At 51.8% G+C, this 24,063-nt stretch carries 20 protein-coding genes; 4 read left to right on the top strand and 16 right to left on the bottom strand.

Features of this window, described 5'->3' with window-relative positions; genetic code table 11:
• Positions 1–9: 9 nt before the first annotated feature.
• A complete protein-coding gene (locus IMY23_RS14940; RefSeq protein ID WP_192822864.1) occupies positions 10–1,005 on the bottom strand; it encodes a MoxR family ATPase in 996 nt (331 codons plus the stop codon).
• Positions 1,006–1,178: 173 nt separating this feature from the next.
• On the opposite strand from IMY23_RS14940, the gene IMY23_RS14945 reads away from it, so the two are divergent.
• Positions 1,179–1,988, top strand: coding sequence for a M48 family metallopeptidase (locus IMY23_RS14945; RefSeq protein ID WP_192822865.1), 810 nt, complete (start codon positions 1,179–1,181; stop codon positions 1,986–1,988).
• On the opposite strand, the gene IMY23_RS14950 is transcribed toward IMY23_RS14945, so the two are convergent.
• From IMY23_RS14950 to IMY23_RS15020, 15 genes are all read right to left on the bottom strand, one after another.
• A complete protein-coding gene (locus IMY23_RS14950; RefSeq protein ID WP_192822866.1) occupies positions 1,989–2,609 on the bottom strand; it encodes a DUF4159 domain-containing protein in 621 nt (206 codons plus the stop codon). It lies immediately after the preceding gene.
• Between the two features lie 4 nt (positions 2,610–2,613).
• Positions 2,614–4,935, bottom strand: a complete 2,322-nt coding sequence (locus tag IMY23_RS14955) for a T9SS type A sorting domain-containing protein (RefSeq protein ID WP_192822867.1) — start codon at positions 4,933–4,935, stop codon at positions 2,614–2,616.
• Between the two features lie 128 nt (positions 4,936–5,063).
• Positions 5,064–6,380, bottom strand: coding sequence for a TldD/PmbA family protein (locus IMY23_RS14960; protein ID WP_192822868.1), 1,317 nt, complete (start codon positions 6,378–6,380; stop codon positions 5,064–5,066).
• Positions 6,381–6,431: 51 nt separating this feature from the next.
• Complete coding sequence (locus IMY23_RS14965; protein ID WP_192822869.1) at positions 6,432–6,827, bottom strand: four helix bundle protein; 396 nt, start codon at positions 6,825–6,827, stop codon at positions 6,432–6,434.
• 62 nt (positions 6,828–6,889) lie between these two features.
• Positions 6,890–8,533, bottom strand: coding sequence for a TldD/PmbA family protein (locus IMY23_RS14970; RefSeq protein WP_192822870.1), 1,644 nt, complete (start codon positions 8,531–8,533; stop codon positions 6,890–6,892).
• Positions 8,534–9,003: 470 nt separating this feature from the next.
• Positions 9,004–10,152 (bottom strand): N-acetylglucosamine-6-phosphate deacetylase, encoded by a 1,149-nt coding sequence (gene nagA, locus IMY23_RS14975; protein WP_192822871.1) that lies wholly within the window; start codon positions 10,150–10,152, stop codon positions 9,004–9,006.
• Positions 10,153–10,335: 183 nt separating this feature from the next.
• Entirely contained in the window at positions 10,336–11,046 is a 711-nt protein-coding gene (locus IMY23_RS14980) for a hypothetical protein (RefSeq protein WP_192822872.1), read from the bottom strand.
• A gap of 27 nt (positions 11,047–11,073) precedes the next feature.
• Positions 11,074–11,916: a DUF4097 family beta strand repeat-containing protein gene (locus tag IMY23_RS14985; RefSeq protein WP_192822873.1), complete on the bottom strand. Its 843-nt coding sequence runs from the start codon at positions 11,914–11,916 to the stop codon at positions 11,074–11,076.
• Positions 11,917–11,983: 67 nt separating this feature from the next.
• Positions 11,984–12,799 carry a HEAT repeat domain-containing protein gene (locus IMY23_RS14990; RefSeq protein WP_192822874.1) on the bottom strand — a complete coding sequence of 272 codons (816 nt, stop codon included), beginning with the start codon at positions 12,797–12,799 and terminating at the stop codon, positions 11,984–11,986.
• The gene (locus IMY23_RS14995; protein ID WP_192822875.1) at positions 12,789–13,298 is read right to left on the bottom strand and encodes an RNA polymerase sigma factor; all 510 of its coding nucleotides are present in this window, start codon (positions 13,296–13,298) and stop codon (positions 12,789–12,791) included. Before IMY23_RS14995 ends, IMY23_RS14990 begins: the two co-directional genes overlap by 11 nt.
• Positions 13,299–13,608: 310 nt before the next feature.
• Positions 13,609–13,941, bottom strand: coding sequence for a hypothetical protein (locus IMY23_RS15000; RefSeq protein WP_192822876.1), 333 nt, complete (start codon positions 13,939–13,941; stop codon positions 13,609–13,611).
• Between the two features lie 137 nt (positions 13,942–14,078).
• The gene (locus IMY23_RS15005) at positions 14,079–14,462 is read right to left on the bottom strand and encodes a carboxypeptidase-like regulatory domain-containing protein (RefSeq protein WP_192822877.1); all 384 of its coding nucleotides are present in this window, start codon (positions 14,460–14,462) and stop codon (positions 14,079–14,081) included.
• Positions 14,463–14,553: 91 nt separating this feature from the next.
• Positions 14,554–14,943, bottom strand: a complete 390-nt coding sequence (locus tag IMY23_RS15010; protein ID WP_192822878.1) for a hypothetical protein — start codon at positions 14,941–14,943, stop codon at positions 14,554–14,556.
• A gap of 37 nt (positions 14,944–14,980) precedes the next feature.
• Positions 14,981–17,392, bottom strand: a complete 2,412-nt coding sequence (locus tag IMY23_RS15015) for a penicillin acylase family protein (protein ID WP_192822879.1) — start codon at positions 17,390–17,392, stop codon at positions 14,981–14,983.
• A 516-nt stretch (positions 17,393–17,908) separates the two neighbouring features.
• On the bottom strand, positions 17,909–18,322 hold the full coding sequence (locus IMY23_RS15020; RefSeq protein WP_192822880.1) for a hypothetical protein: 414 nt from the start codon (positions 18,320–18,322) through the stop codon (positions 17,909–17,911).
• A gap of 456 nt (positions 18,323–18,778) precedes the next feature.
• Between IMY23_RS15020 and IMY23_RS15025 the strand changes: the two genes are divergently transcribed.
• From IMY23_RS15025 to IMY23_RS15035, 3 genes are all read left to right on the top strand, one after another.
• On the top strand, positions 18,779–20,104 hold the full coding sequence (locus tag IMY23_RS15025; protein WP_192822881.1) for a pitrilysin family protein: 1,326 nt from the start codon (positions 18,779–18,781) through the stop codon (positions 20,102–20,104).
• Between the two features lie 33 nt (positions 20,105–20,137).
• On the top strand, positions 20,138–22,213 hold the full coding sequence (locus IMY23_RS15030; protein WP_192822882.1) for an insulinase family protein: 2,076 nt from the start codon (positions 20,138–20,140) through the stop codon (positions 22,211–22,213).
• Between the two features lie 596 nt (positions 22,214–22,809).
• Entirely contained in the window at positions 22,810–24,060 is a 1,251-nt protein-coding gene (locus tag IMY23_RS15035) for an efflux RND transporter periplasmic adaptor subunit (protein ID WP_192822883.1), read from the top strand.
• The last annotated feature ends 3 nt before the right edge of the window (positions 24,061–24,063 follow it).

Below are 24,063 nucleotides of genomic sequence, written 5' to 3' on the forward strand. Positions count from 1 at the left end.
ATACGTGCTTTATCGCAACACCTCCTTCGGCAGCTCCACGCCTTTCAGGAGTTCTTCCACTACTCTATCTGTGGAAATATTCTCTGCCTCTGCCGTGAAATTCACTAACACTCTATGCCGTAGCACGGGGTAGGCCATGGTCTGCAGGTCAGGCAAGGTTACCGCGAACCTGCCTTGGAGCAACGCTCTGGCTTTGGCGGTGAGAATGAGGGCCTGTCCTGCTCTGGGACCGGCGCCCCACCGTACAAATTCCTGCACGAAGGGCACCGGGCTGTCTTCTGGCCTGGTGGCGCGCACCAGACGGGCAACATAGCTGACCAATTCGTCTGAGATGGCCAGCTCGCGCACCAGACTTTGCAAGGCCAGAACCTCGGGCCCAGACAGAATAGGCTGCACTTTTTCACGAGCGCCGCCGGTGGTGCTTTTCAACACGGAGATTTCCTCCAGCTCGGTGGGGTACTTGATTTTGATGTAGAGCAGGAAACGGTCCAGTTGGGCCTCGGGCAAGGGGTACGTGCCGCTCTGTTCAATGGGGTTCTGCGTGGCGAGCAGGAAAAACGGCCGGGGCAAAGGATAGGTTTTGCCGGCGTAGGTCACCTCAAATTCCTGCATGGCCTCCAGCAGCGCAGCCTGGGTTTTGGGCGGCGTGCGGTTGATTTCGTCGGCGAGTACAATGCTGGCGAAGATGGGGCCTTGGTTAAACTGGAAGAAACGCTTGCCGGTCACATGGTCCTCTTCCAAAACTTCGGTGCCCAGAATGTCAGTAGGCATCAAATCTGGCGTGAACTGGATGCGCCGGAACGGCAACTCCATGGCGCTGGCCAGGGTGCGGACCAAAAGCGTTTTGGCGAGGCCGGGCACGCCTTCCAGCAGGCCGTGGCCGCCGGCCAGAAGCGTGATGAGCACTTCGTCCAGTACTTCCTGCTGGCCTACAATAATTTTACCTATTTCCTGCCGCAGCGTGGGCAGTTTGCTTAACAACTGGGTTACTTCTTGTGCAGTCAAGGGCGGGGTGAAAGCTAAACGGTTCGTATTGGCTAAAGTAAGCGATTAGACTGGATTTGTCTTTCTGTTTTTGGCCTCGTTTTCAGAAATGAGCCGAAAAACAGAAAGAGCTTTGCCACCGGCAAAATTTTTCTGAGTACCTTAGGTTCACCACTTTTTACAAAATTCCGCGCATGAAAAAGCTCTTCTGCCTCTTTTTGTTCTTGTCGTCTGTTTTCCAAGCGCACGCGCAGTCTGATTTATGGAAAGAGTGGCAGAAGCGCGGCGAAAAGAAGCCCAGTTTGTTGCCGATGTATGGCGGCAAACCTAAATCAAAGAGCATGTTGGCAGCAGACCAGAAATTTTTGGCTACCGTGGATAAACAAGGCGGAACTAGACCCGCGAGTAGTAAGGAATTTTCAGCCATGGGATGGCAATATGTCCAGAACAGAGAAGTAATTACGGCTATGTACCGGTTCAACCAGGCGTGGCTGCTGGACTCAACCAATGCAGAGGCGTACCATGGTTTTGGGTATATAACGGGTATGTTTGAGGCCTACAAAGAATCATTCGATAATTTCGATCGGGGTCTTCGGTGTGATTCCTCAAATATTGAACTGCTCAAAGATTACGTGTTTATGATTATTGTCAAACAGAAGACAGCTCCCTCTTCCTCAGATATCTCACATGCTGAGAGGTTAATCCGTCACACCTTGGCTGTAAACCCAAACTACGCCTACGCCCATCATCTTAACGCGAAGGTTTTATTTTATAAAAGAGACTATGCTGAAGCGTGGGAAAGCCTTTATCTGGCCAAACTAAAAGGAAGTAATTCATTTGACCAAGTGTTTATCAAAGTCTTGCACGCCCGAATGCCTGACCCTAGAAAAGAACTGGTTAAAAACTACGCAAGCAGTTTTCCGTTTTTGGCTTCGTTTCCAGAAATGAGCCCCAAAACGCCACCGCTAATTCCTAATTCCCCATTCCTCATTCTTAATTTTTAATTAACTGGTAAGCGCGTACATCAAGATATTCACCCCGAATTTGGTGTTGTCCTCCGCCAGCCAGCGCTTGTTCCTAAAGTCATAGTCCCACTCGCAGCCGTAGTCTTTGTTGCTGTAGAGCACGCCAATTCTTCCGTTCACTTCATAGGCTTTGAGGTAGTCATGCACCAGGTCATCGCCCCAGCCGTTGAGTTCAAAAGATGTGGTGGGCGGACCTTCCTCAAACTTGAAGAAAGAAGAATACAGCGCGTGATTGTTGGGAATTTTTTTCAGCGCCTTCGGCCCGAAGCACACGCGCATCTGCTCCTCAAAACTCCGCGCAAATAGGCCGTCAATGTCATGGTTGCAATCATCTACAAACACGAAGCCGCCGTTCTGCACATACCTGGTGAAATTGGCTTTCTCCTTGGCGTTGAACTGCACCAGCTTGTGGCCGCTCAAATAGCAGAACGGGTACCTGAAAATGTCTGTGCTTTCCAGGCTGACCACTTTCTCTTGCTCCACCACGGGCACGGTGGTGTACTCCACCAACGAATGCAGCAGGTTTGACGGCATACGCTGGTCAGTGTCCCAGTTGCCGGAACGGTATTGCAGGCGGGCGAAAGTGAACGGGGCTAGCAAAGTATTACGGTAATTTTATGAGGCGTTGGGTGGCTTTCTTGCCGTTATAAATGATTTCCACCAGATACGTTCCGGCTGCCAGGCCAGTTGGCCTAAGAACATACTGCTCTGCCTTTGCACCCTGCGGAAAGCTGGTGTTATACATTTCCTGCCCGTGCAATGACAGTATTCTGACCAAGACGGGAGTGGTAGGATGGTTTTTCAATATCAAGTGCAAGTCCTGCGAAAACGGATTAGGGGAAACATGGGCAAAAGTGCTGTTGCTTATAGCTTCTGCAGAGGAAAGCGGCCCCGGCAGTACCTTGGCCAAACTCTTGTAAAGGCCATTCACGCGTTGTCCAGCCAAATAATACGTGTTATCAGGGGTTCTCGCCACATCCAGCACAGATCCTAACTGCGCGCCTGGAACGGTAAAAGGCTCCATGCGTGAACCATCTTCGGTTAGCCGAATGATAGAGCCGTTAGTGGGCCCTCCGTTAAAAGTAGTGAACTGCCCCACCACTAAAATTCTTCCGTCTGGTTCTGGCAAGGTGTTGAAGATGTAAGGGCTGGCAATGGCATGCTGCGGACCGGCACCAATAGAGAAGCCTTCATCAAGCGTACCGTTGGCGTGTAACCTAATGATATACTCTGCTGGCGAAGTGGGAACGGGTGAAAACCATTTACCGGCCAGTACTTTGCCGTCTGCTTGCACTGCCAAACTACGCGCCGGGTACACCAAAGACGAACTTACCTCAAAAGTGGGATCCAAAGAGCCATCTGCGTTGTAGCGCGCAAAACTTTTCCCGTTGATGGAGCCTGAGACCACAATTTTCCCGTTAGGGGCCACCGCTACAGCCGTGATTCCGGTGGCAGGTGTTTGTATGAAGGTGTTGTCTAGCTGCCCGTTCTGGTCAATTCGCACTAAACCGCTGTTGGTTGAATTTAGTAAGATGAGCTTTTCTCCCTGTAGGCCGAAAATTGGCGTAACGCCCCGCAGAAGGGTTCTCTGGGTAAACGATTGGTCTAAGGTGCCGTTGGCGAAAAGCCGCGCAGCCGTACCGGTATGGGTGCCATTTACGTGGGAAAGGTCGCCGGCAATGATAATCTTCCCATCAGGCTGTACCTGCACTTTTCTGATTACCGCTTCGGCCTTGAGATCTGGGGAAAACGAATTGAGCACCTGGCCGGCCAAGTCTGCTTTGGTAAGGCCACTACTGAAAAAGCCCTGGGCTTCGGCCATGGTGCCACCTATGAGAAAGGTGTTGTCTGGAAGCACCGCCAACGCTCTGGCTGGAGCAGTATCTTCTGCGCGGATCTTGGCAAAGGAAGCGTCATACTGCCCATCTAACGTAATGCGGGCCACCAAAGAAGGCACAGATCTATGCAGCAGGAATCCGCCCAATAGCAACTTGCCGTCTTGGTAAGCCAAGGAGGTAATGTTGCCACTTAAGGCATCACCAGAACCATTGTACATAGGGTTCTGAAAGAAAGTGGATGAGCCATTCATCAGTAAACTCCCCACACCTATAAAACCATTATCAGAAACGTTGACCTTCTGCTTGGTAGCGAAATAAATGCGGCCTTCCGGGCTGGTAATTAGGTCAACTATGCCATTGAGGTCATGCACAGGGTTTTGCCAGGAAAAGGAAAAATCTACTGCCCCGTTTGGCTGTAGCCGAACCATTTTCTTGTAAGAAGTTGAATTTTCAAACCAGGTGAAATCTCCTGCCACCAGTAATTTGCCATCTGGTTGAGCTCTAATCACTTTCACGTTTCCCTGGGCCCCGGTTGTAAGTGTAAAGGTTTCGTCAAGGGCCCCATCTGGTTTTAACCGGGCAATGTTCTTGAGTCCGGCATTGCCTTTCAAGGTAAAGGTGCCACCAATCACCAACTTGCCATCGGGCTGCACTAGAATGGTACTCACAGACCCACTAGCCAAAGGGCTGGTAAAGGAATTATCAAGGCTTCCGTTTTCCTGAAGTCTGACAATGCCAATATTGGGTTGCGTGGCATTTGCTAGTAAGGTGCCGCCAACCAACAAAAACTTATCTGCCTGTTCAGCCAACGCCAGGGTGCTATAGCTAAAATAAGCGCTTTGGGGTTTAAAGTTTGGGTCTAGGTTGCCGTTAATATCCATTTTCACAAGGCCATAAGCCCTGTCGCCTTCAGCTGCATCAATGACTCCGGCCACCACTAATTTGCCGCTCTGGAGGCGCAGAATGGTGTTGATGTCAGCGTTTCGCTCCAGCACAGGTGAAAACGCAGGGTCAATGTGCTGGCTTTGCCCGGCAAGGGGCCATACTAATAAAAACAGCGAGTAGAGAAACAGTAAACGTGTTTTCACAAAATGATAGTAGCTTAATGAAGCAAAAATATAATAAAGGATTCTGCGTTTTCGGCTTCATTTCCAGAAACGAGCCCGAAAACGAAAAAGCCCCTCTCCGCAGGGAGAGGGGTTTGGGGTGAGGCTTTTTATACCGCGTCAGATAAACTGGTGAAGGTGAAGTCCCTTATTTTCATGGGAGGTACCAGGTTGCCGCCAATGCGCTCGGGTTTGCCCAGGGCTTCCAGGTTATTCAGCATGATCACGGGGCTTTCATTGAAGCGGAAGTTCTTGACCGGGTGCTTGATCTTGCCGTTCTCAATGTAGAAAGTCCCGTCGCGGGTGAGGCCGGTGTAAAGCAGGGTCTGCGGATCCACGGCTCTAATGTACCACAGACGCGTGACCAAAATGCCTTTCTGGGTGCCTTTGATTAAGTCTTCCAGGCTTTGGTTGCCGCCGGTCATGATGAAGCCGCCCGGCGAAGGCAAGCCTTTCACGCCTTTTTTCTCGGCCCAGAAACGGGAATACGGCATGTTCTTCACCACACCTTTGTCAATCCAGGTTACTTTCTCGTGGGCCCGACCGTCGCCGGCCCAGGTGGAGGTGGGTATTTCTGGGTTGGTGGGGTCTGAGGTAATGGTCACGCGGGCGTCAAACATTTTCTCGCCCAGCTTGGTGGCGCCGCCGGTTTTGCTCAAAAAGCTTCGGCCTTCTTCCGCGGAGCGGGCGTCCATGCTCCGGAACATGTTCTGTATTAAATCTACGGCCGCGGTAGGCTCCAGAATCACGGTGTACTTGCCGGGTTCCACGGCTTTGGCCTGCATAGAGCCAATGGCTTTCTGGGCGGCAATGGCAGAAGCCACGGCGGTGTCCAGTTTGGTTACGTCGCTTACGTCACGGGTCACGTAACCAGAGCCGGTGCCGTCTTCGGTGCGCATGGTCACCGAGAAGTCAACGCCAGAGCTTTGGTTGTAGGCGAACAAACCTTTGGAGTTCATTTTGGCACTGAAACCGCTGCGGTCTTCCCAGAAACCCGCCGAGGTCAGTTTTTTGCTGTCGGCGAGAACCATGCTTTTGCGGGCAGCTTCGGCGCGGTACTCGGGGTTGATGTCATGCGTGGTTTTAAACCAGGCGTTGCTGGGCAGGTAGTTCTGCGGGCCGAGCATGGGCACGTACTCCGGGCTTTCGGGCGCAATGCGGGCCACCTCTTCGGCGCGGCGCACCACTTTCTCCAGCGAGGCATCATCAAACTCATTGATGGTGGCCACGCCAGAACGCTTGCCAAACCGCGCCTCCACGCTCAGCGACATGTTTTCTTCTTCGCCGCTGGTACTTACCGTGCTGCGCGCGTAGCGGATGTTGCCGCCTTTGTAGCCGCTGAGGTTGATCTCACACTCGTCGGCTTTTGAATAGCTCAAGGCTTTTTTGAGGAGCGCCTGCGCTTGGTCTTTAGATAATATTGCCATTTGTTAGATTCGTCTGATGTTGATGGAAACTAATTGATTTTAGTTCTGAGTCTAGAGTCCTGAGTCCTGAGTTGGGGGTGCGCTTCCCTTTTTCTCGTTCTTTTTTGAGGTGAGGATGATGCTTTTGAGGATTTTTATAATCTCGAGGCAATCTTGATGCACACTTTCAAAAGAGGTAATTGAGATAATTTCTGAGTCTTTAAAAAGCCTAAGCCAATAGCTGGTTTCACGGGCTTCTTTAAGCGCAATGGTCAGTTTATTTCTGAAGTCTGCACCTGAAGGGCTACCTAAAGCTTCCTCCACATTAGCCCCAATAGAAGTTCCGCTTCGCAAAACCTGCTTGGTCAGTACATAAAACTCCCGTTGCTCTTTCTGCAGATGCTTATACAACTTAATCATCCGCAACGCGAAACTGTAAGACTTAGCAGCTATGATACTTTCAGCCATAAAATTTATTTTTACAATTTAAACTCAGGACTTAAGACTCAGAACTCAGAACTAGAAAATCGCTAGATTTTCCGACCGGTGTTAATCACGTTTACGCCGTTGAAACGCGTATGCGAAGATCCATGCGAAACTGCGCTCACCTGGCTAGGCTGGCCTTTTCCGTCAAAGAAAGAGCCGAACATGCGGTAATCGCTTTGATCACAGATGGCGGCGCAGGAGTTCCAGAATTCCTGGGTGTTGCTCTGGTAGGCCACATCATCTAGCATGCCCGCAATCTTGCCGTCTTTGATTTCATAGTACAGCTGACCGCCGAATTGGAAGTTATATCGCTGCTGGTCAATGGAATAAGACCCGCGGCCGGCAATGTAAATACCACGTTTCACGTCTTTGATCATCTCGTCCACGCTCAGTTTCTGCTGACCCGGGGCCAGAGACACGTTGGGCATGCGCTGGAACTGCACCGAACTCCAGTTATCAGCGTACGAACAGCCATGTGATTCTTTTTCGCCCAGAATATGCACCTGGTCGCGGGTGGCCTGGTAGTTGACCAAGGTTCCGTCTTTGATCAGATCCCAGCGCTTGGTTTTCACGCCTTCGTCGTCATACCCCACCGCGCCCAGAGAGCCTTCCTGCACTTTATCAGCGAAGATGTTGACCAGTTTGCTGCCGTACGGGAAATTCTTGGTTTTCCATTTCTCTAAGTCTGCGAACGACGTACCGGCGTAGTTGGCTTCGTAGCCCAGCACGCGGTCCAGTTCCAGCGGGTGACCCACCGATTCATGAATGGTTAAGCCGAGGTGATTCGGGTCTAATACCAAGTCATATTTACCGGCCAGCACAGATTTGGCGGTCAGTTTCTCGCGCGCTTGCTTGGCGGCCAGACCAGCGTCTGCGACAATGTCATAATATTTATCATAGCCCATCAGGCCGGTTCCTTCGGGGCCTTTCATGGTAGGCGCTTTCACGGTCAGGTACTCAAAACCCATGCCCATAGGCGCGCTCAAAGCATCACGGGTTTTGAACTTACCACTGGCTTTGTCTACGGCGGTTACCGTGAAGTTGGGCCAAATGCGGTGAATGTCCTGGTCAATATAAGAACCGTCTGTGGAGGCAAAATATTTCTGCTCGTTTATCTGGAACAAGGCCGAGTTCACGAAGTTGGCGCCACCGGCCAAAGCGGCGGCGTTAGCGGCCAAGAGCAAATCGGCTTTCTCAGAAACCGGCACCGCGAAGGCATTTTGCTTGATAGGCGTCTTCCAGGAAACTTCGCCGTACCCTTGCTGCGGAGCCAGTTTTACCGGTTCTTTCTGCAATTTGGAGTTGGCTTTGGCGATGGCCACGGCCTGCTCGGCGGCTTTCATGATGCCTTTGTCGCTCACGTCTGAGGTAGCAGCAAAGCCCCAGGTGCCGTTGGCGATCACGCGCACGCCCACGCCGTAGCTTTCGGTGGTGCTAATGCCCTGCACCTGCTTCTCACGGGTGAACATGTTCTGAGCCAGGTACCGGCCAATGCGCACATCGGCGTAGGTGGCACCTTTGCTTTTGGCGGTGTTGAGGGCCACATCAGAAAGGCGTTTGTGCAGGGCCACGTTCACGGGCTCCAGCGCACGGGCCGGGTCAATCTCGTGACCGAACGAAGGGATGCCAGAAAGCCAAAGCCCTCCCACGCCCATGGCGGTCAGTCCTATAAAATCACGTCGTTTCAAAAGTTTGTTAGTTTGGTGGTAAAAGGGAGAACTATAGAAAGCGTCTGCTTTACAACTTTAATTTTACACAGAAATGGAAAGGAAAGCAAGTGCCAGCGCGGTTTGTGCGCATGAAAACACAGGATTCTTATAGTTGCTCCGGAAGATTTGGTGGTTTTGCCTTCGTTTCAGAAACAGAGCCCAAAAACGGCTGGGCTTACATTTATTGTAAACAGGGACTGGCGAGATTTGGCGAAGGAAAGGCTTCTGGCACAGACACTCGTAGGAGCTTCGCGCACTACGAGGTCTTTTGAGCGAGCGGCGTCTCTACACCGCCTGCAGAAAAGGGGAAAAGCTTATGGCAATTATTGTAAAGGATAAGCGCTCTCTGATCTCCAAAAACGGAGGTTACAGCAGCCATCGCCCAAAAGACCTTGTAGCGTCTCTGTTTTTGGCTGCATTTCCAGAAATGAGCCCGAAAACAGAAATTACTATTTAGCCAAAGCCACTTCCTGGCCGTCTACCCACACTTGCTGCAGTTGCAAGTCCTGGCCCAGCACCACCAGATTCGCCGCCGCGCCCGGTACCAACTGCCCTACTCTGTTTTCCAATTTCATCACCTGTGCCGGATATAAAGTCGCCATTCTTATTGCTTCATCTACTTCCAGACCAACCATGTTTACAGTATTCTGCACCGCTTCCAACATGGTCAGCGCCGAACCAGCCAGGCGTCCGTCCTCGGTTTCGCAGCGGCCGTTGCGGTAGAAAGACTTGAAATTGCCGAAGTCTGTGAACGGAATATCTGAACCCACGCAGGCGGCGCAGTCAGAAACCAGGAACAGTTTTTCAGCGAGCATTTTCTTGGCTAACCTAACCGCGTACGGGTGACAATGGTGTCCGTCTACAATAATACCGGTCCAGGCTTGTCCGTAATCTAAAGTGGCAGCAGCCAGGCCGGGCTGTTTGGTGTCAATGCCGCTCATGGCATTGTAAAGGTGAGTCACCGCAGTCACGCCGTTGTTAAAAAAGTGCAGGGCCTGGTCATACGTCGCCATGCTGTGGCCCGCCGATAAGACAATGCCGCTTTCGGCCAGCCGTTTCAAGACGCCTTCCTCGACGCACTCGGGGGCTAAGGTCAAATAGGTGATCACATCTTTGCCGGCTTCCAGCAGTACGTCTAGCTCTTCATGCGTGGCGGTTCTGATGCAGGCAGTGTCATGAGCGCCGGGTTTCTCTGGGCTGAAAAACGGGCCTTCCAGGTGCATGCCCAGAAACGTGCTGGGGCTTTGCTGCATGGCCAGGTGCACGGCGTCAATGGTCTGCAGAATCTTGTCCTGAAACGCCGAGATAACCGTGGGCAGAAAACTGGTGGTGCCAAACTGCAGATGCGCGTCTCTAATGGTGTTCAGGCTTTCCAGCGTGGGGTATTGGGTGAAATACACGCCGCCGCCGCCGTTCACCTGCAAGTCTACAAAACCAGGACAGATAATGCCGCCGTTCGCGTCTAGTTTGATAAAGTCTTCGGGAATTTCATCGGTTTGCACCAGGTCTAAGATTTGGCCGTTTTCAAACAAGACCGCGTAGCCCTGGGCGGTGGTATAGCCTGAATAAATGGTGCCGTTGGTGAGCGCGTACCGCATAGATGGAGGATGTTTTTGTTCGGGAGCCAAGTTGCGGAAAAGACTTCAGAAACCAGAAAGGATTTTGCGTTTTCGGGCTCAAAAATAGAAACGAGGGCAAAAACAGACGCCCGACTCTGGGACTGAGCCGGGCGCTGTACGCTACTAAACAACCAAAACTTCTCGGCTCCTCGCCGCACGGTATTACTTCTTCCTTCTGAAATAAATGTTATTGCTGATAGTCTCCAGGTTAATGCTGGGGCCACCATCGTTCACGTCGCCTTTGAGTTGGTAGCCCACGTAAGAAGCTTCTTGGCGTTTGGTTCTGAGCGCGATGTCCAGGTCAGAGAAAACTTCGCCGGTGATGGTTTTCATGGCCACGCTGGCACCGGCTTTGGGCGACCAGTCCATGTCTACAAAACCGCTGATGGATTTGGCGTTTACCGTGCCGGTGAGGCCGCGCAGCTCAATGTTGGCACTAATGGTTTCCAGGGTGAGGTCTGCGTTGCGGGGCAGGAAAATCTCATAAGTGATAAAGGTGCAGGTGGTCTGGATGACTTCGCCGTTTTTGATGTAACTGGAGTTGTTGTTGTGCCCTTCTGGGCACGCCTGCGTTCTGGTCGTTTTGCGCATGAGCTCATGGTCCAAGTCGGCGGTCACTTTCAAGACATCAGCGCTGGGGTCAAAGGAGAGTAAAAACGCTTCATTCAGTTTCCCTTCATTGATTTCATAGGTCACTTTCACGTAGGCCTCTTTTTTGTCCCAGGCGGTGATTTTGATGTCATTCCCGAACTTGAGGTTGAGGCTCACTTTTTGCGAGGCGGGCAAAGCCAGTGTCTTTTCCACGACTTGTGTTTGGGCATGGAGGTTCCCGGCACCCCACAGCAGCAGGGCGAGCAGTAATAACTTTTTCATAAGAATCAGGTTAAAAATGCCTTTGCTTTATTTCTTCTTCCGGATGAAGATGTCACTGTTAATGGTCTGGATGCTCATTTCCACGCCGCCGCCGTTGGTTTTGCCGTCAATGTTGTTGCCGCCGCCAATCATAGGCAGGTCGCTTTTGGCCTCCTTCTTCAGGTTCATGTCGAAGTCGGTATAGATTTCGCCCATCAAGCTCTTGAGTTTGAAATTGGCCTTGGTGTTGGCGGGCAGCGTAATGTCAATTTTGCCGTTGACGGTGGAGATGGCGTTGGGCTTGCTTTGGTCTAGGGAACTGAATTTAACGTCAAGCGTGCCGTTGGTGGTGTTGGCCACCACGGGGCCCGACACGTTGTTGAGCGTGGCGCTGGCGTTGTTCAGTTTCACTTCAATTTCACCGTCAAGGTCGGCCATGGTCAGGTTGCCGCCGGTCCAGTTGGTTTCTTTGTACTGCACAGAGGCGTTTTTGGGCACTCTAATGATGTACCGTCCACCGGCGCGGGACGCTTTGGTGATGGTGAGCGTGTTGTTTTCTTTCACCGCTGAAAGGCCCATACCGGTGTTGTCTTCCAGGGTGTTGTAGAGCGGTTTCAGGCCTTCGGCGCGGGCTGCATCACCAGCCGCCGCGGTGCCGCGGCCTTCTATAATCACGTCATCACCGGAGTGGCCCAGTACCTGCACGTGGCTGTTGTACATGAAGATGCGCACTTGTTTGTCTTTGCCGCCCCCCAGTTTCATTTTGAAGGTTTTGGCCTCGCCGCGGGTTTCTTCTGAGTCAGATTTTCTGCCGCCGCCTACCGCGGTTTGGGCAAAGGAATTCCAGGTAAGCAGGAGGCTAGCCCCTGCCAGTAACAATGCTCTTTTCATAAAAGTAAAAGGTAAAAAAGGTAATGGAAGTGCTGAAGTTCTAAAAGCTCAGCCTTGCCGATTCAGTTTAGATTAAGGTGCCCAGGCCTTCCTGGGCTTTGAGTTTGACAATGGGTAAAAGGTTTTCCTGGTTAGCCAGTTTCTGCAGTTGCGGTACGGCTTTTTTCTCTTTTAAATGCGTGACCACTTCAATAAGGGCCAGTTGCATCAAGGGGTTTTTTTCCTGGCCCAAGGCCTGAATGTAAGCCTTGCGCACAGCGGGTTCTTCCTTGAATTGAAAAAGCGCTTCACAGGCCGCCAACCGTACGTTCACGTTTTCGTCTGAGGTCATGGTTTTCATCAATAACCGCGTCACTTCCTGGTTTTCAGCGGATGAAAAATCCTGGGTGTTGAATTCCTGGCTTACCACTCGTATGCGGTCACTGGCAGAGGCCCCGTTCACTGACGAGGTGCTGGCCAGCACTTGTTTCATCTCCCGCACTTCCTGCTGCAGGGCTACTACTTCTGGGCTGCCGCTGGCAGTAAAACCTTTGTCACGGTAATAATTCACGCCCCAGAACGCGGCCAGTAACAAGCTGATGCCCGCCGCCATCTGCCAGTAATACTGCTGGAAGAAGTTGTTTTTCTTCGGCGCCGCCGATGTTGCTTTGAAAGTTCTGGCCGGGTTCTCAATCTTCTCAAACAGCCAGTCTTCTGAGAGGTATTTGTCTAGTTCCACCTCTTTTTCCTGGCCATAAACCTGAAACTGCACCGCGTGCGGCTTGAGGTGGTCTGGCAATAGTTTTGTATGGGAGAAGAACTGCTCCAGCTGGCTTTCCTCTTCCAGCGAGGTTTCACCGTTGTAGTATTTCTCCAGTAAGGTTTCTATCTGTTCAGTGTGCATGCTTTTCCATCTTTAAAAGTCCTTCGCGCACGCTTTTTCTCGCCCTTGACAAATTCACCCGCAGCGCATTCACCGGCAGGCCCGTCACTTGTTCTATCTCTTCGTAAGAGTAGCCTTCCACGTCTCTCAGGTGCAGCACCATTCTTTGTTGTTCGGGCAGTTTCTTCAGGAGTTCCTGCACGTGGCGCACCTGGTCTGTCTGCTCAGAGCGCTGGTACGGGGTGATTTCTCCATTGCCCATCTCCAGGTCGGTGACGTCTACCAGGTGCTTGTTCTTTCTGCTTTTGAGTCTGTCCAGGCATAAGTTTTTGGTGACGGTCATCGCGAACGCCTCAATGCTGGCGTAAGCGTGCAACTTGTGTTTGTTGGTCCAGAGTTTCAGGAACACATCCTGCAGGGCATCCTCGGCCTCTTCCTTGTTTTGCAACAGGAACAGCGCCATTCTGTACAGCTTCTGCTTGGCCGGGAGTACCTTGGTTTTAAACTCTTCTAAGTCCATTCAATTACAAAGACGAGGCAGGTGGCGGGGCATTACAAACTTTCTCAACTATTTTTTTGGGAAGGATGAAAAGTGCGTTTTGGGGCTCAAAACTGGAAACGAGGCCAAAAACGGAAATTTGGCGCAGACGCTACGAAGCTGAAACGTCTCAATTAAAAAAGGCTTTCCTCCTGGTCAAAAACAGGTGCTTGTTGCCAAGAACGGTTTCAGAAACGAGCAACGCCTCTGCTGAGTAGCGCCACGTCGTGTCGGTGCCACGACGCTGCAGGTTCTATTTTAGGCTCCATTTCTGAAAACGAGCCCGAAAACGCTAGGCCAACGCCCGCCGCACCAGAAACCCAGATACTGCGCTCAGTCCGCCGGTGAACCCACCAATCACTACGGTAGCAATTATCAACAACCAAGGCGAATTCACGAATAGCATGGTGGCCACGCGCTCACTCAGAATCCCGTCTGAGATAATATGCCAGTACAGCGCCGCGCCCAACCACGTGAGCCCAATCCCCGCGAAGCCCGCCAAAAACGCCTTGCCCCCGTGCTGCGCCTTCCAGAAAGCCAAGGCGAAACAGATGATGGCAATGGTCCACCACGGCAGGAAAAGTTGGGCAATAAGGCTGAGGAGAAGGATTAGGAGGAAGAGCATGGGTGGGTTTAGTTTGGTTGATAGAGTAGGCAAGTTTAATTTTTCTTGATGATGCAACGGGTTAGTATAGGCGACGTTGAGAGTCAGCTGAGATTGTATCTAAACAATGTTGTGCGGAAGATTCTAGACTTGATGCATTAATAGACTGTATACAGCTTGACCTTTATCTGAATTTTTTCTGCTGCTTTAATATCTAATGAATCAGTAGAATTAGAATAACCTATAAAACTAGTCATAATCCGATATTTTCCCTTAGGAATATTAGCAAATTCAAATGCTCCCTTACTATCACATTTTGCAGTATATACTTCTTGGCTATTCTCTAATCTCACTTCTGCATTTGGTAAAGCAAAACCTTCAAAACGATTAACCACTTTGCCAATTACATTTGTTGATAAAGTATCAGTGACTTCTATTCTTTTAACAACTATAATAGAGCCGCCCTTTTTCAGCCTAACAATATTGCTGCTGCAACTATTAAGTATTAATCCGATTATCAAAAGCAGAAATGTATTTTTCATATGACATATAACAAAAGGATTAATGAAGGTGAGTTTTGCAACCGCTTCCCTCACTTGCCCACAAGGTCCTTTCAGGATGACAAATTGGGGCCTACTTAATACTTACTATTGGAACAAGCTTCTGACTTTTGATTAACTTCATAACTACTTCATATGATGGGTTACTAGTATAAGTTTCAAAGTATTCTGGCCGATAAACCGTTAGGTTGAATTGCGCATCCTTGGTACTAGCCCAATTGTTCAAATCTTTCATACAATCGTCTTCCTCCACGAAAATTCTTTTAGAGTCTTTGTAGATAAAACCTACTCTTTTATTAGAATCTATAATGATATCACCGCTTTTCGCTTTGTAGAAAATCTCTTGTAAATCACCGTAGCTGTCTTCAATTGCCATTGAATGAAAATTTGTCCACATCAAAGCAGCAAAACCAACTATTACAAGTATTAAGGCTGAGGTGATAATTTTTGTGTACCGTTGCATTTAATGAATTAGCTAAAAATTTATAACTCAAAATACTCTACTTCCCCTTCATCACCCACACCGCCTGCGTCTTCTCCTTCCTATCCTCCGCATTCCTCAAAAACAACAGTTCATGCAATTGCCCGGCTTGCCAGTCCTGTAAAAGGTTGTCATAGAACCGGCTACCAGGGTTGCCGCTTTGGCCGCCGGGATATACGCCCCAGGCTTTTACGGTGGGGCCCAGTTGCACCACCATGCGCCACGACGGGCCGTGGCTGCCGTTGAGGGCGTTGATGGAATTGGCGCTGCCGCCGGTGTTGAGCGTGTGACCCAAGCCTTGAACTAAACCCAAATGCTTAATGCTGGAATTCTTGGCGTGGCCCCATTTCCATTGGGCATCAGCGGTATTCATGCTGTCGGCTACTTGCAGGAAGGTGGTGTTCACCAAGTCTGTTAGGGTTTCTTTCTGCGGGGTTTCTACGTTGTCATACCAGCGGGCCTGAGGTTCATTCAGGAGTAGTTGCACTAGTCGGTCGCGGGACGGGGATTTGTAGGTGGCGGCGGGGAATTCATCGCTCCAGATTGCCCGTGCCAGGCTCTGCCACCATTCCTCAAACAGCGTGGGCGCGGTCAGTTCTGGGTCAAAGCGGTAGTTCCAGGAAGCCAGGGTTTGATAGGCTTTTTTCTGTGCGGCAGTCAGGTTCTCCTGCTGCACCAAGGCCAACAACGTCGGCAACGCGTTCTTCGGCACGAAGCTGAAATTATCCGTTTGCATGACTCTGAAGCTGTCGGGTGTGGCCTGGGTCATGGCGGTGAGGCGCTGGTTGATGCGGGCGCTTCGTTCATAGCCGGCAAAGCTGGAGCCCAGGTAATATGGGTAGTCCTGGGGGTGCACCGGTACCTGGTTGGCCGAACTCACAAACCCACGGCTAGGGTTAAATACCGCCGGCACCTGGTCCATCGGAATCCAGCCCTGCCAGTCGTGCGCGGGGTTGGCGCCGTCCAGCAGGAAGTTGCCCTGGCCTTGCCATTTCAAAGGGTACAAGCCGTTGGAGACGATGGCGATGTTGCTGGAGTCTGCATACACAAAGTTGAAGGCGGGTGCAGCCCAGGTACGCAACGCTTCCCTGAATTCTGAGTAAGAGCGGGCCCGGTTGACGGCGTAGAGCGTGTGGAGTTCGTTCTGGTTGTCATGCGCTGTCCACCGGATGGCGTGACCGGTGGGCGTGCTGCTACTGCGGTAGGCTTCTTCCTCAGGCAAATACACCACCGGACCGTGGTGTGTGTAGAGCACCGTGTCTAGCACCAGTGCCTGGCCTTTCACGGCAATTTTCTCCACTACACGGCGCACCGGTTTCCATTGGTTTCCGTGTTTGTATTCGCGGCGCGAGTTGTCTTTGAAGGTGATCTGGTACCAATCCAGCACATCAGAACCCACGTTGGTCATGCCCCAGGCAATCTGCTCGTTGAATCCAATACCCACCCCCGGCGCGCCCGGAATAGTGACGCCGTACGCATTCACGCCCGGCGCATGCAACTGCAACACATACCAAATGCTCGGCAAACTCAAGCCCAAATGCGGGTCAGAGGCCAATAATGGATAACCACTGGCAGTTCTATTTCCAGTCACTGCCCAGTTGTTGCTGCCGAGGTTTTCGGGCTTTTGGCGCTCCAGCGTGTGCTGCGCCAAGGCGGCTATGTATGCCGGTGGCGCAGGCGGAACGGTCAGCGGCGTAAAATCTGGTTTGGTACCCATTGGGATAATAGGCTCTTCTTTGAAAGGATAATCCGGGAACAAATCCTTCACCACCTCAGGGCCATATTTGCGCAGGGTGTTGGTCATACGCAGGTCATCGGAATAACCGGTCATGTCAAGCGCCAAGCGTTTGAGGAGCAAGGCTACTTTTAATGGTGTGTATTTTTCAGGCGCGTAATTCAGGAGTTTGTATTCAAAGGGATAATCCCGGGGCTGTAGCTGCGAAATGTAGGCGTTCACGCCTTCGGTGTAGGCTTCCAGCACGGCGTTGGTGTTGGGGTCAGCTTGCATGCGGGCCAGGGATTCTTTGGCCGAAGTGAGCATGCCCATGCGCCGCTGGTACCGGTCCATCTCCAGGACTTGCGGCCCAATGATTTCGGCCAGGCGGCCCGCTGAGGCGTGCGTCATGAACTCCATCTGCCACAGCCGGTCTTTGGCCGTAAGATAGCCCTGCGCGAAATACAGATCATGGTCGTTCTGCGCGAAAATGTGCGGAATGCGGAGCGAGTCAAACCGTATCTGCACCGGTGCCTGCACGCCTTCCAAGGTCAGTTCCTCGGTTTTGAAAGCATCGTCTTTCTCTACACCGCGCCAGAACCCTTCATACGGACTCAGAAAGGAACCCAGCGCAGGCACCGGGAAAAACGTTCGGTTGAGGGCATAGACCAATACCACAGTGAGGGCAGTGGCCAACAAAGCTTTTATCCATTTCATAGCAGGCGGGCAGGGTGAATCAGTCTGTAAGATAGAATCTTCTGCAGGCTTTGGCAAGTGGCTGGAATTGGGCGGCAACTTCGTTTAGAACCGGGCGTTTTAGGCCTCATTTCCAGAAACGAGGCCGAAAACGGAAAAAGCCGTTGGCATAGACACTCGTAGGAGCTTCGCACACTACGAGGTCTTTTGAGCAAAGGCTTTTGCGACCTCAGCCGTGAGAGACAAGGTGGTGCCTGGTCTCTACAGGAACAACAAAACATTTCCATGGATTTCCCTTCATTGTGATTGTAGAGACCAGGCACCGCCTTGTCTCACCCGCGTTGCTTTCTTTTTCTAAATTTCTTTTTGCGGGCGAACACCCCATTACCGTCCACTCAAAAGACCTCGTAGTGTGCGAAGCTCCTACGAGTGTCTACGCCAATCCTGTTTTCGGCTTCATTTCCGCAAACGAGGCCGAAAACGGAAAAAGCCGAAGCAAGGCCCCGGCTTTTTAGGAATCACATGAAGAACTGGCTACTAGTTATTGCCGCGTGCGCCGCCTTGGCCGCCGCGGTTCTGCATACGGTCCTGCTGCTCGGCCAGCATCTTGTCGAATTTCTCTTTCTGGGCATCAGAGAGCACGGCTTTGATCTGCTCGTTGCGCTTTTGGTTCAGGCTTTGCAAGGCCTCCCGGCGGTTGCCGTCTCCGCCAGCCTCGGTGCGCATTTTGTCTACTTCCTGGGCCGAGGCCAGGATAATGTCTTTGATTTTGGTGGCCTGCTCTGGCGTGAGTTCCAGTTGCTTCTGGTAGCGGTCCAGTTGCATTTGGGTGCGCTCAGCGGGCGTGAGGCGGGCACCCTGGCCCTGGCCTTGCTGCGCGAACGAAACGGTGGAGACGAGCAGCAGCAGGCAGACGCCGGTAAATTTGAGAAGGTTTTGTAAGGTTTTCATACTTTTTTGTTTGGTAGGAGGTTTGGTATTTAGAGCAGGAATACGGCAATAGGTTTAATGCCTTCGGCTTAAAAATCAGCACTATCTGCGGGCAAGCCGGCGCGGGGGAACCATTTTTCAGAAATTTTGCCTTAATTTTAAGGGAAGATTCTGGAAACCTGGGAAGTGCCCTGTGGCCAGCCCACCAGAAAAAGCCGTTTTCGGGCTCATTTTCAGAATTGGGAGCTTATTTACATTTTGATTTTGCAAGCGAAAACTGGGAGCGAAAGGTTCTGGCGAAGCGTTTTTTGAGCAGCATAGCAGCGCTATGGTGCGAGAAAAAAGCAAAGCCAGGTTCTTTTGATGCCAGTTTGCAGCGCGAAAGACAAATGTAAACAAGCTCTGAGCCCGAAAACAGAAACCAACCCAAGTACCAAACCAACAGACAAAACCCTTAGTATTTTTAACGCTTTTTGAATGAAACGTACATTTTTGAGCATCCTGTTGCTGGGTGCCGGGCTCACCGCCCAGGCGCAGAGCAACAAAATCAACTTCACCGAGTACGACCTGCCCAACGGGCTGCACGTGATTCTGCACCAGGACAAAACCACTCCCACCGTGGCCGTGACCATGCTCTACCACGTGGGTTCCAAGAACGAAGACCCGCAGCGCACCGGCTTCGCGCATTTCTTTGAGCACCTCATGTTTGAAGGTTCTGAGAACGTGGAGCGCGGCAAATACATCAACATGATCCAGAGCGCGGGCGGGGCCGTGAACGCCAACACTTCGTTCGATAGAACTTATTATTACCAGATTCTGCCCTCTAATCAATTGGCTTTGGGCCTCTGGATGGAAGCCGACCGCCTGAGATCTGCCAAAATTGACCAGCAGGGCGTAGAAACGCAGCGCCAGGTGGTGAAAGAAGAGAAAAAACAGCGCCTGGACAATCAGCCGTACGGTTCTTTGCTAGAAAACACCTTCGCCACGGCGTACGCGGTGCACCCGTACCGCTGGGTGCCCATTGGCTCAGCGCAGTACATTGACCGTGCGTCTCTGCAAGAGTTCATGCAGTTCTACAAGACGTTTTACGTGCCCAACAACGCCACCCTCACCATTGCCGGCGACCTGGACATAGAGCAGACCAAGAAACTGGTGGAGCAGTATTTCGGGGCCATCCCGAAGAGTACCACGCCCATTCACCGGCCCACGGTAGAAGAACCCAAGCAAGTAGAAGAAGGCCGAAAAGTGGTTTTTGACAACATTCAGTTACCCGCCGTGGTGCAGGCCTACCACATTCCGGCGCAGGGCACGCCAGATTCTTACGCCATCAGTATGCTGACCACGTTGCTGTCTGGTGGGCAGAGTTCGCGTTTAAACAAAGCCTTGGTAGACAACCAGCAGAAAGCCGTGACCGTGGCATCTATTCCTATGTCTATGGAAAATCCGGGCTTATTCATCAACCTGGCCGTGGCCAACATGGGCGTGGATGTGCATGACCTGGAGCGTTCCATGGATACTGAGATTGACCGCGTGAAAAAAGAACCCATCACTGACCAGGAATTCCAGAAGCTGCGCAATCAGATAGAAACCAACTACATCAACGGCCTGGCCACGCTTGAGGGCCGCACCGAGAAACTGGCCTCGTACCACGCGCTTTACGGCAACACCAACCTGATCAACACAGAGCTGGACAAGTTTCTGGCCGTGACCAAGGAAGACCTTATGCGCGTAGCCAACCAATATTTAACCAAAGAAAACCGCGCCGTGCTGCATTATTTGCCCAAGACGGCGCAAGCCAGATAAGCGGTTGTTCTCTTTTATTCTTCAGTAACTCAGATGAAAAAATATATTTCGATTTTCTTTTTGACGCTGGCCACCACCCTTGGCAGCGTTGCGCAGACAACCAAACAGAGTCCGCCGGCGGCGGGGCCGGCGCCCGTTATTGCCTTGGGCAACTATGAAACCTTCACGCTGTCTAACGGCCTGAAAGTGTATGTGGTGGAAAACCGCAATTTGCCCACCGTGGCCATGACCTTGGTACTGGACCGCCCCCCCGTGCTGGAAGGCGAAAAAGTAGGCATGACCAGCGCCGCCGGGTATCTACTGCGCACTGGCACCACCACCCGCACCAAAGACCAACTAGACGAGGAGATTGACTTCATTGGCGCGTCTTTGAACACTACGGCTACCGGTTTTTCGGCGTCTGGTTTAAAGAAGCATTTCCCCAAGTTGTTGGAACTGACCTCAGACGTAGTGCTCCGGCCGCAGTTCAAGCAAGAGGAACTAGACAAGTTCAAGAAGCAGATGACCGCCAACGTGGTGTCTTCCAAAGATGACCCGGCGGCCATGGAAAGCAATCTGCAGCAGGCGCTGTTGTTCGGGAAAAACCATCCGTACGGCGAAATCATCTCGGAGAAAAGCATTGAGAACATCGCCCTAACTGATGTGCAGAGCTACTACAACTCCTATTTCAGACCGAATATTGGGTACCTGGCCATTGTAGGAGACATTACGGCCAAAGACGCCAAGAAACTGGTGAAACAATATTTTGACAAATGGAAGAAAGGCACCGTGCCCCAGGCCACCTACCCCGCGCCCGCCAAAATTCCCGCCACCCAGGTAGCCGTGGTAGACAGACCAAACTCAGTACAGTCTAACATTGCCGTGACCTACGCCGTGGACCTGAAACCCGGTAGCCCAGACGCCATTGCCGCCACTTTGATGAACAACATTCTGGGCGGTTCTTTCGCGCGCTTAGACGCTAACCTGCGCGAAAAACACGCTTATACGTACGGTTCCAATTCGTCTTTGAGCCCAGATAGATTGGCCGGCCGGTTCAGTGCTTACGCCAGCGTTAGAAATGCCGTGACAGACAGCGCCTTCGCGCAGATTATCATTGAGATGGACCGCCTGCGCAAAGAGCCCGTACCAGCAGAAGAGTTGAAGAAAGTACAGAACATGATGACTGGTTCGTTTGCGCGTTCTCTTGAGAATCCGCTCACGGTGGCCATGTTCGCCATCAATACCGCTCGGTTCAACCTGCCCAAAGACTATTACGCCAACTACCTCAAGAACGTGGCCGCTGTCACGCCCGCAGACATTCAGCGCGTGGCCCAACAGTATCTGCAGCCCAACAATGCCTACCTGACCGCCGTGGGCAACGCCCGTGAGATCACCGACAGGCTCAAGATTTTCAACAGAAATCAGCCTTTGGCCTACTACAATGCGTTCGGTGAAAAAACCGAAGCGCCCATGGCCTCGTTGCCGGCCGGCGTGACGGCGCAGAGCGTGTTGGCCAACTACCTGAAAGCCCTGGGCGGAAAAGAGAACGTGGAGAAAGTGAAAGACCTCACCGTGAAACGCACTATGAACGTGCCGGGCGCGCAACTGGTGGTGAGCCAGCAGAGCAAAGGCCAGGACAAAATGCTCATGACCGTGAACAACGGCGGCTATGAAATCAACCGCGTGCAGATCAACGGCGCCAAAGGCCAGATGGTGTCTGGCCCGCAGGTGAAAGAGATTGCCGGCCCGGAACTGCAAGACCAGAAGCTGGAAAATTGGGCCTTCGGGTTTCTCAACTACGGGCAGGCCGGCGTGAAACTGGCCCTGAACCAAATGGAAAAAATAGCCGGCCGCGATGCCTACAAGTTAGAACTGGTGATGCCCAGCGGCAAAAAGGCTTTCCATTATTTTGACGCCCAAACCGGCCTGAAAGTGCGCGAAGTGGCCATTGAAGAAACCGGCTACGGCAACGCTTCCCAGACCATGGACTATAAAGATTACCGCGAGGTGAACGGCGTGAAATTCCCGCACCAGATTGACCTGCACCTGGGCGGCCAGATTATTTCCTCCAACGTGACCAGCGTAGAGATCAACAAAAACCTGCCAGATGACCTGTTCAAGATAAAATAGGTTTTCTTGCAGTAGCCAATCCCTTCCGTTTTGGGGCTCATTTTCAGAAATGAAGCCGAAAACGGAAGGGATTTTTTGTGTCTGAGGATTTGATATCTATTCGCATTCCGTCCCCCTTTGAAGGGGGACGAAATGCGTGAAAATTGCTGTGAGGCAAACGGTAAATCAACGTCTACTTTTCGGGATTGATAAACCTAGAAGAGCGGAAACTCATTTCCTGCTTCAAGTTTTCAACTTGGAGCTTTTCACGGAGCAAGTTTCTAAACTTGCTTATGCTCTTGCTAGGTAGAAAAGGAAGTTGATAAACTTCCATCATGGGCAGCCACAAGTTGGAAACTTGCGGCAGAAAAAGAAGTGAGAAGCAAGCCCCAAGTCCAGTCAATAAACTTCCGTTTTTGGCCTCGTTTCCAGAAATGAAGCCGAAAACGGAAGCGTGAGCAGCCTGTCATTTCTTGTTTTTGAAAACCTGCCCATAACTGGAATCACTGTCCATAACTGGACACTTTTGTTTTGTTGAGTTCAATGTAAATCATTGTAAATCAATAATATGTAAACTGGCATGGCGCTTGGATATAAAAAGCAAACCAAGTGAGAAAATGGACAGAGAAATACCCCAAGCCCAGCTACAGAAATCCCAGCGCCGCCGGTGGTGGCAGGGTGGGTTGGCCGTGGTAGCCGTGTTGCTGGCGGTGCTGGCGTTCCGGTCGGTGCTGAAGACCAGCGTGCCGGTGTCTGAGCTAAGAATAGGTACCGTGGAAGTGGGCGCCGTGGAGGCATCCATTACGGCCACGGGCGTAGTAGTGCCGGAGAAAGAGGAAGTCATCACCAGTCCTATTCAAGCCAAAATTGAGCGCGTGCTCCACACCCCCGGCGATCAAGTCACCGCCAACGAACCCTTGTTGCAATTAGACAAACAGCTTTCCCAAACGGCCTTTGATAAACTCCGCGACGAGCAGCAACTCAAGCAGAATAAAACCGCCGAGGTGCGGAATAGCCTCCAGAAAAATGTAAACCAACTGCGCTCCCGCTACGCCGTGCAGGAAGTACGTGTGAAAAGCCTGCAAGCCGCCCTGGCAGATGAACAGTATTTGCTTTCCATTGGCGGCGGCACCCAGGAAAACGTGAAGAAAGCCGAACTGGACCTGAAAGTAGCCCGCCTGGAATCGGAACAGCTGCAGCGCCAGATTCAAGACGAAAAAGCCACCGCCAACATAGGTATGAAAGCCGTGGGCTTTGAACTGGAAATGCAGAACCGCGACATCAACCAACTGCAACGTCAACTAGCCCAAGCCGACATCAAAGCGACCCGCGCCGGCGTGGTGACCTGGGTGAACGAAGAAGTAGGCGCCACCGTGAACGCCGGCGATCCCGTCGCCCGCGTAGCGGATTTAAGCAGCTTCAAAATAAAGGCCACCATCTCAGATGCCTACGCAGAACAAGTAAAGCCCGGCGGGCAAATAACAGTCCGCATCAACAACACAGATTTGCGCGGCGAAGTGGCCAACGTACAGCCCAAGGTAGAGAACGGCATCATTACGTTTTATGTGCGGCTGCAGGAGAAAAACCACCAGGCCTTACGGTCTAATTTACGGGTGGAAGTGTTCGTGCTCACTGATTTCAAACCCAACGTGCTGCGCGTGAAAAACGGTCCGTTCTTCACTGGGGCCACAGAACAGGCGGTTTTTGTGGTGCAAGGAACCAAAGCCGTGCGCAGAATGCTCAAGACCGGAGCCAGCAACCTGGACTTTGTGGAACTGCAGGGCGACATAGCCGCCGGGGAGAAAATCATCCTCTCCAACACTAAGGAATACGTGCACCTCCAGGAACTGACCCTCACCCAAGATTAAGCC

Source organism: Rufibacter sp. LB8 (genome assembly GCF_014876185.1).
Lineage (GTDB): Bacteria > Bacteroidota > Bacteroidia > Cytophagales > Hymenobacteraceae > Nibribacter.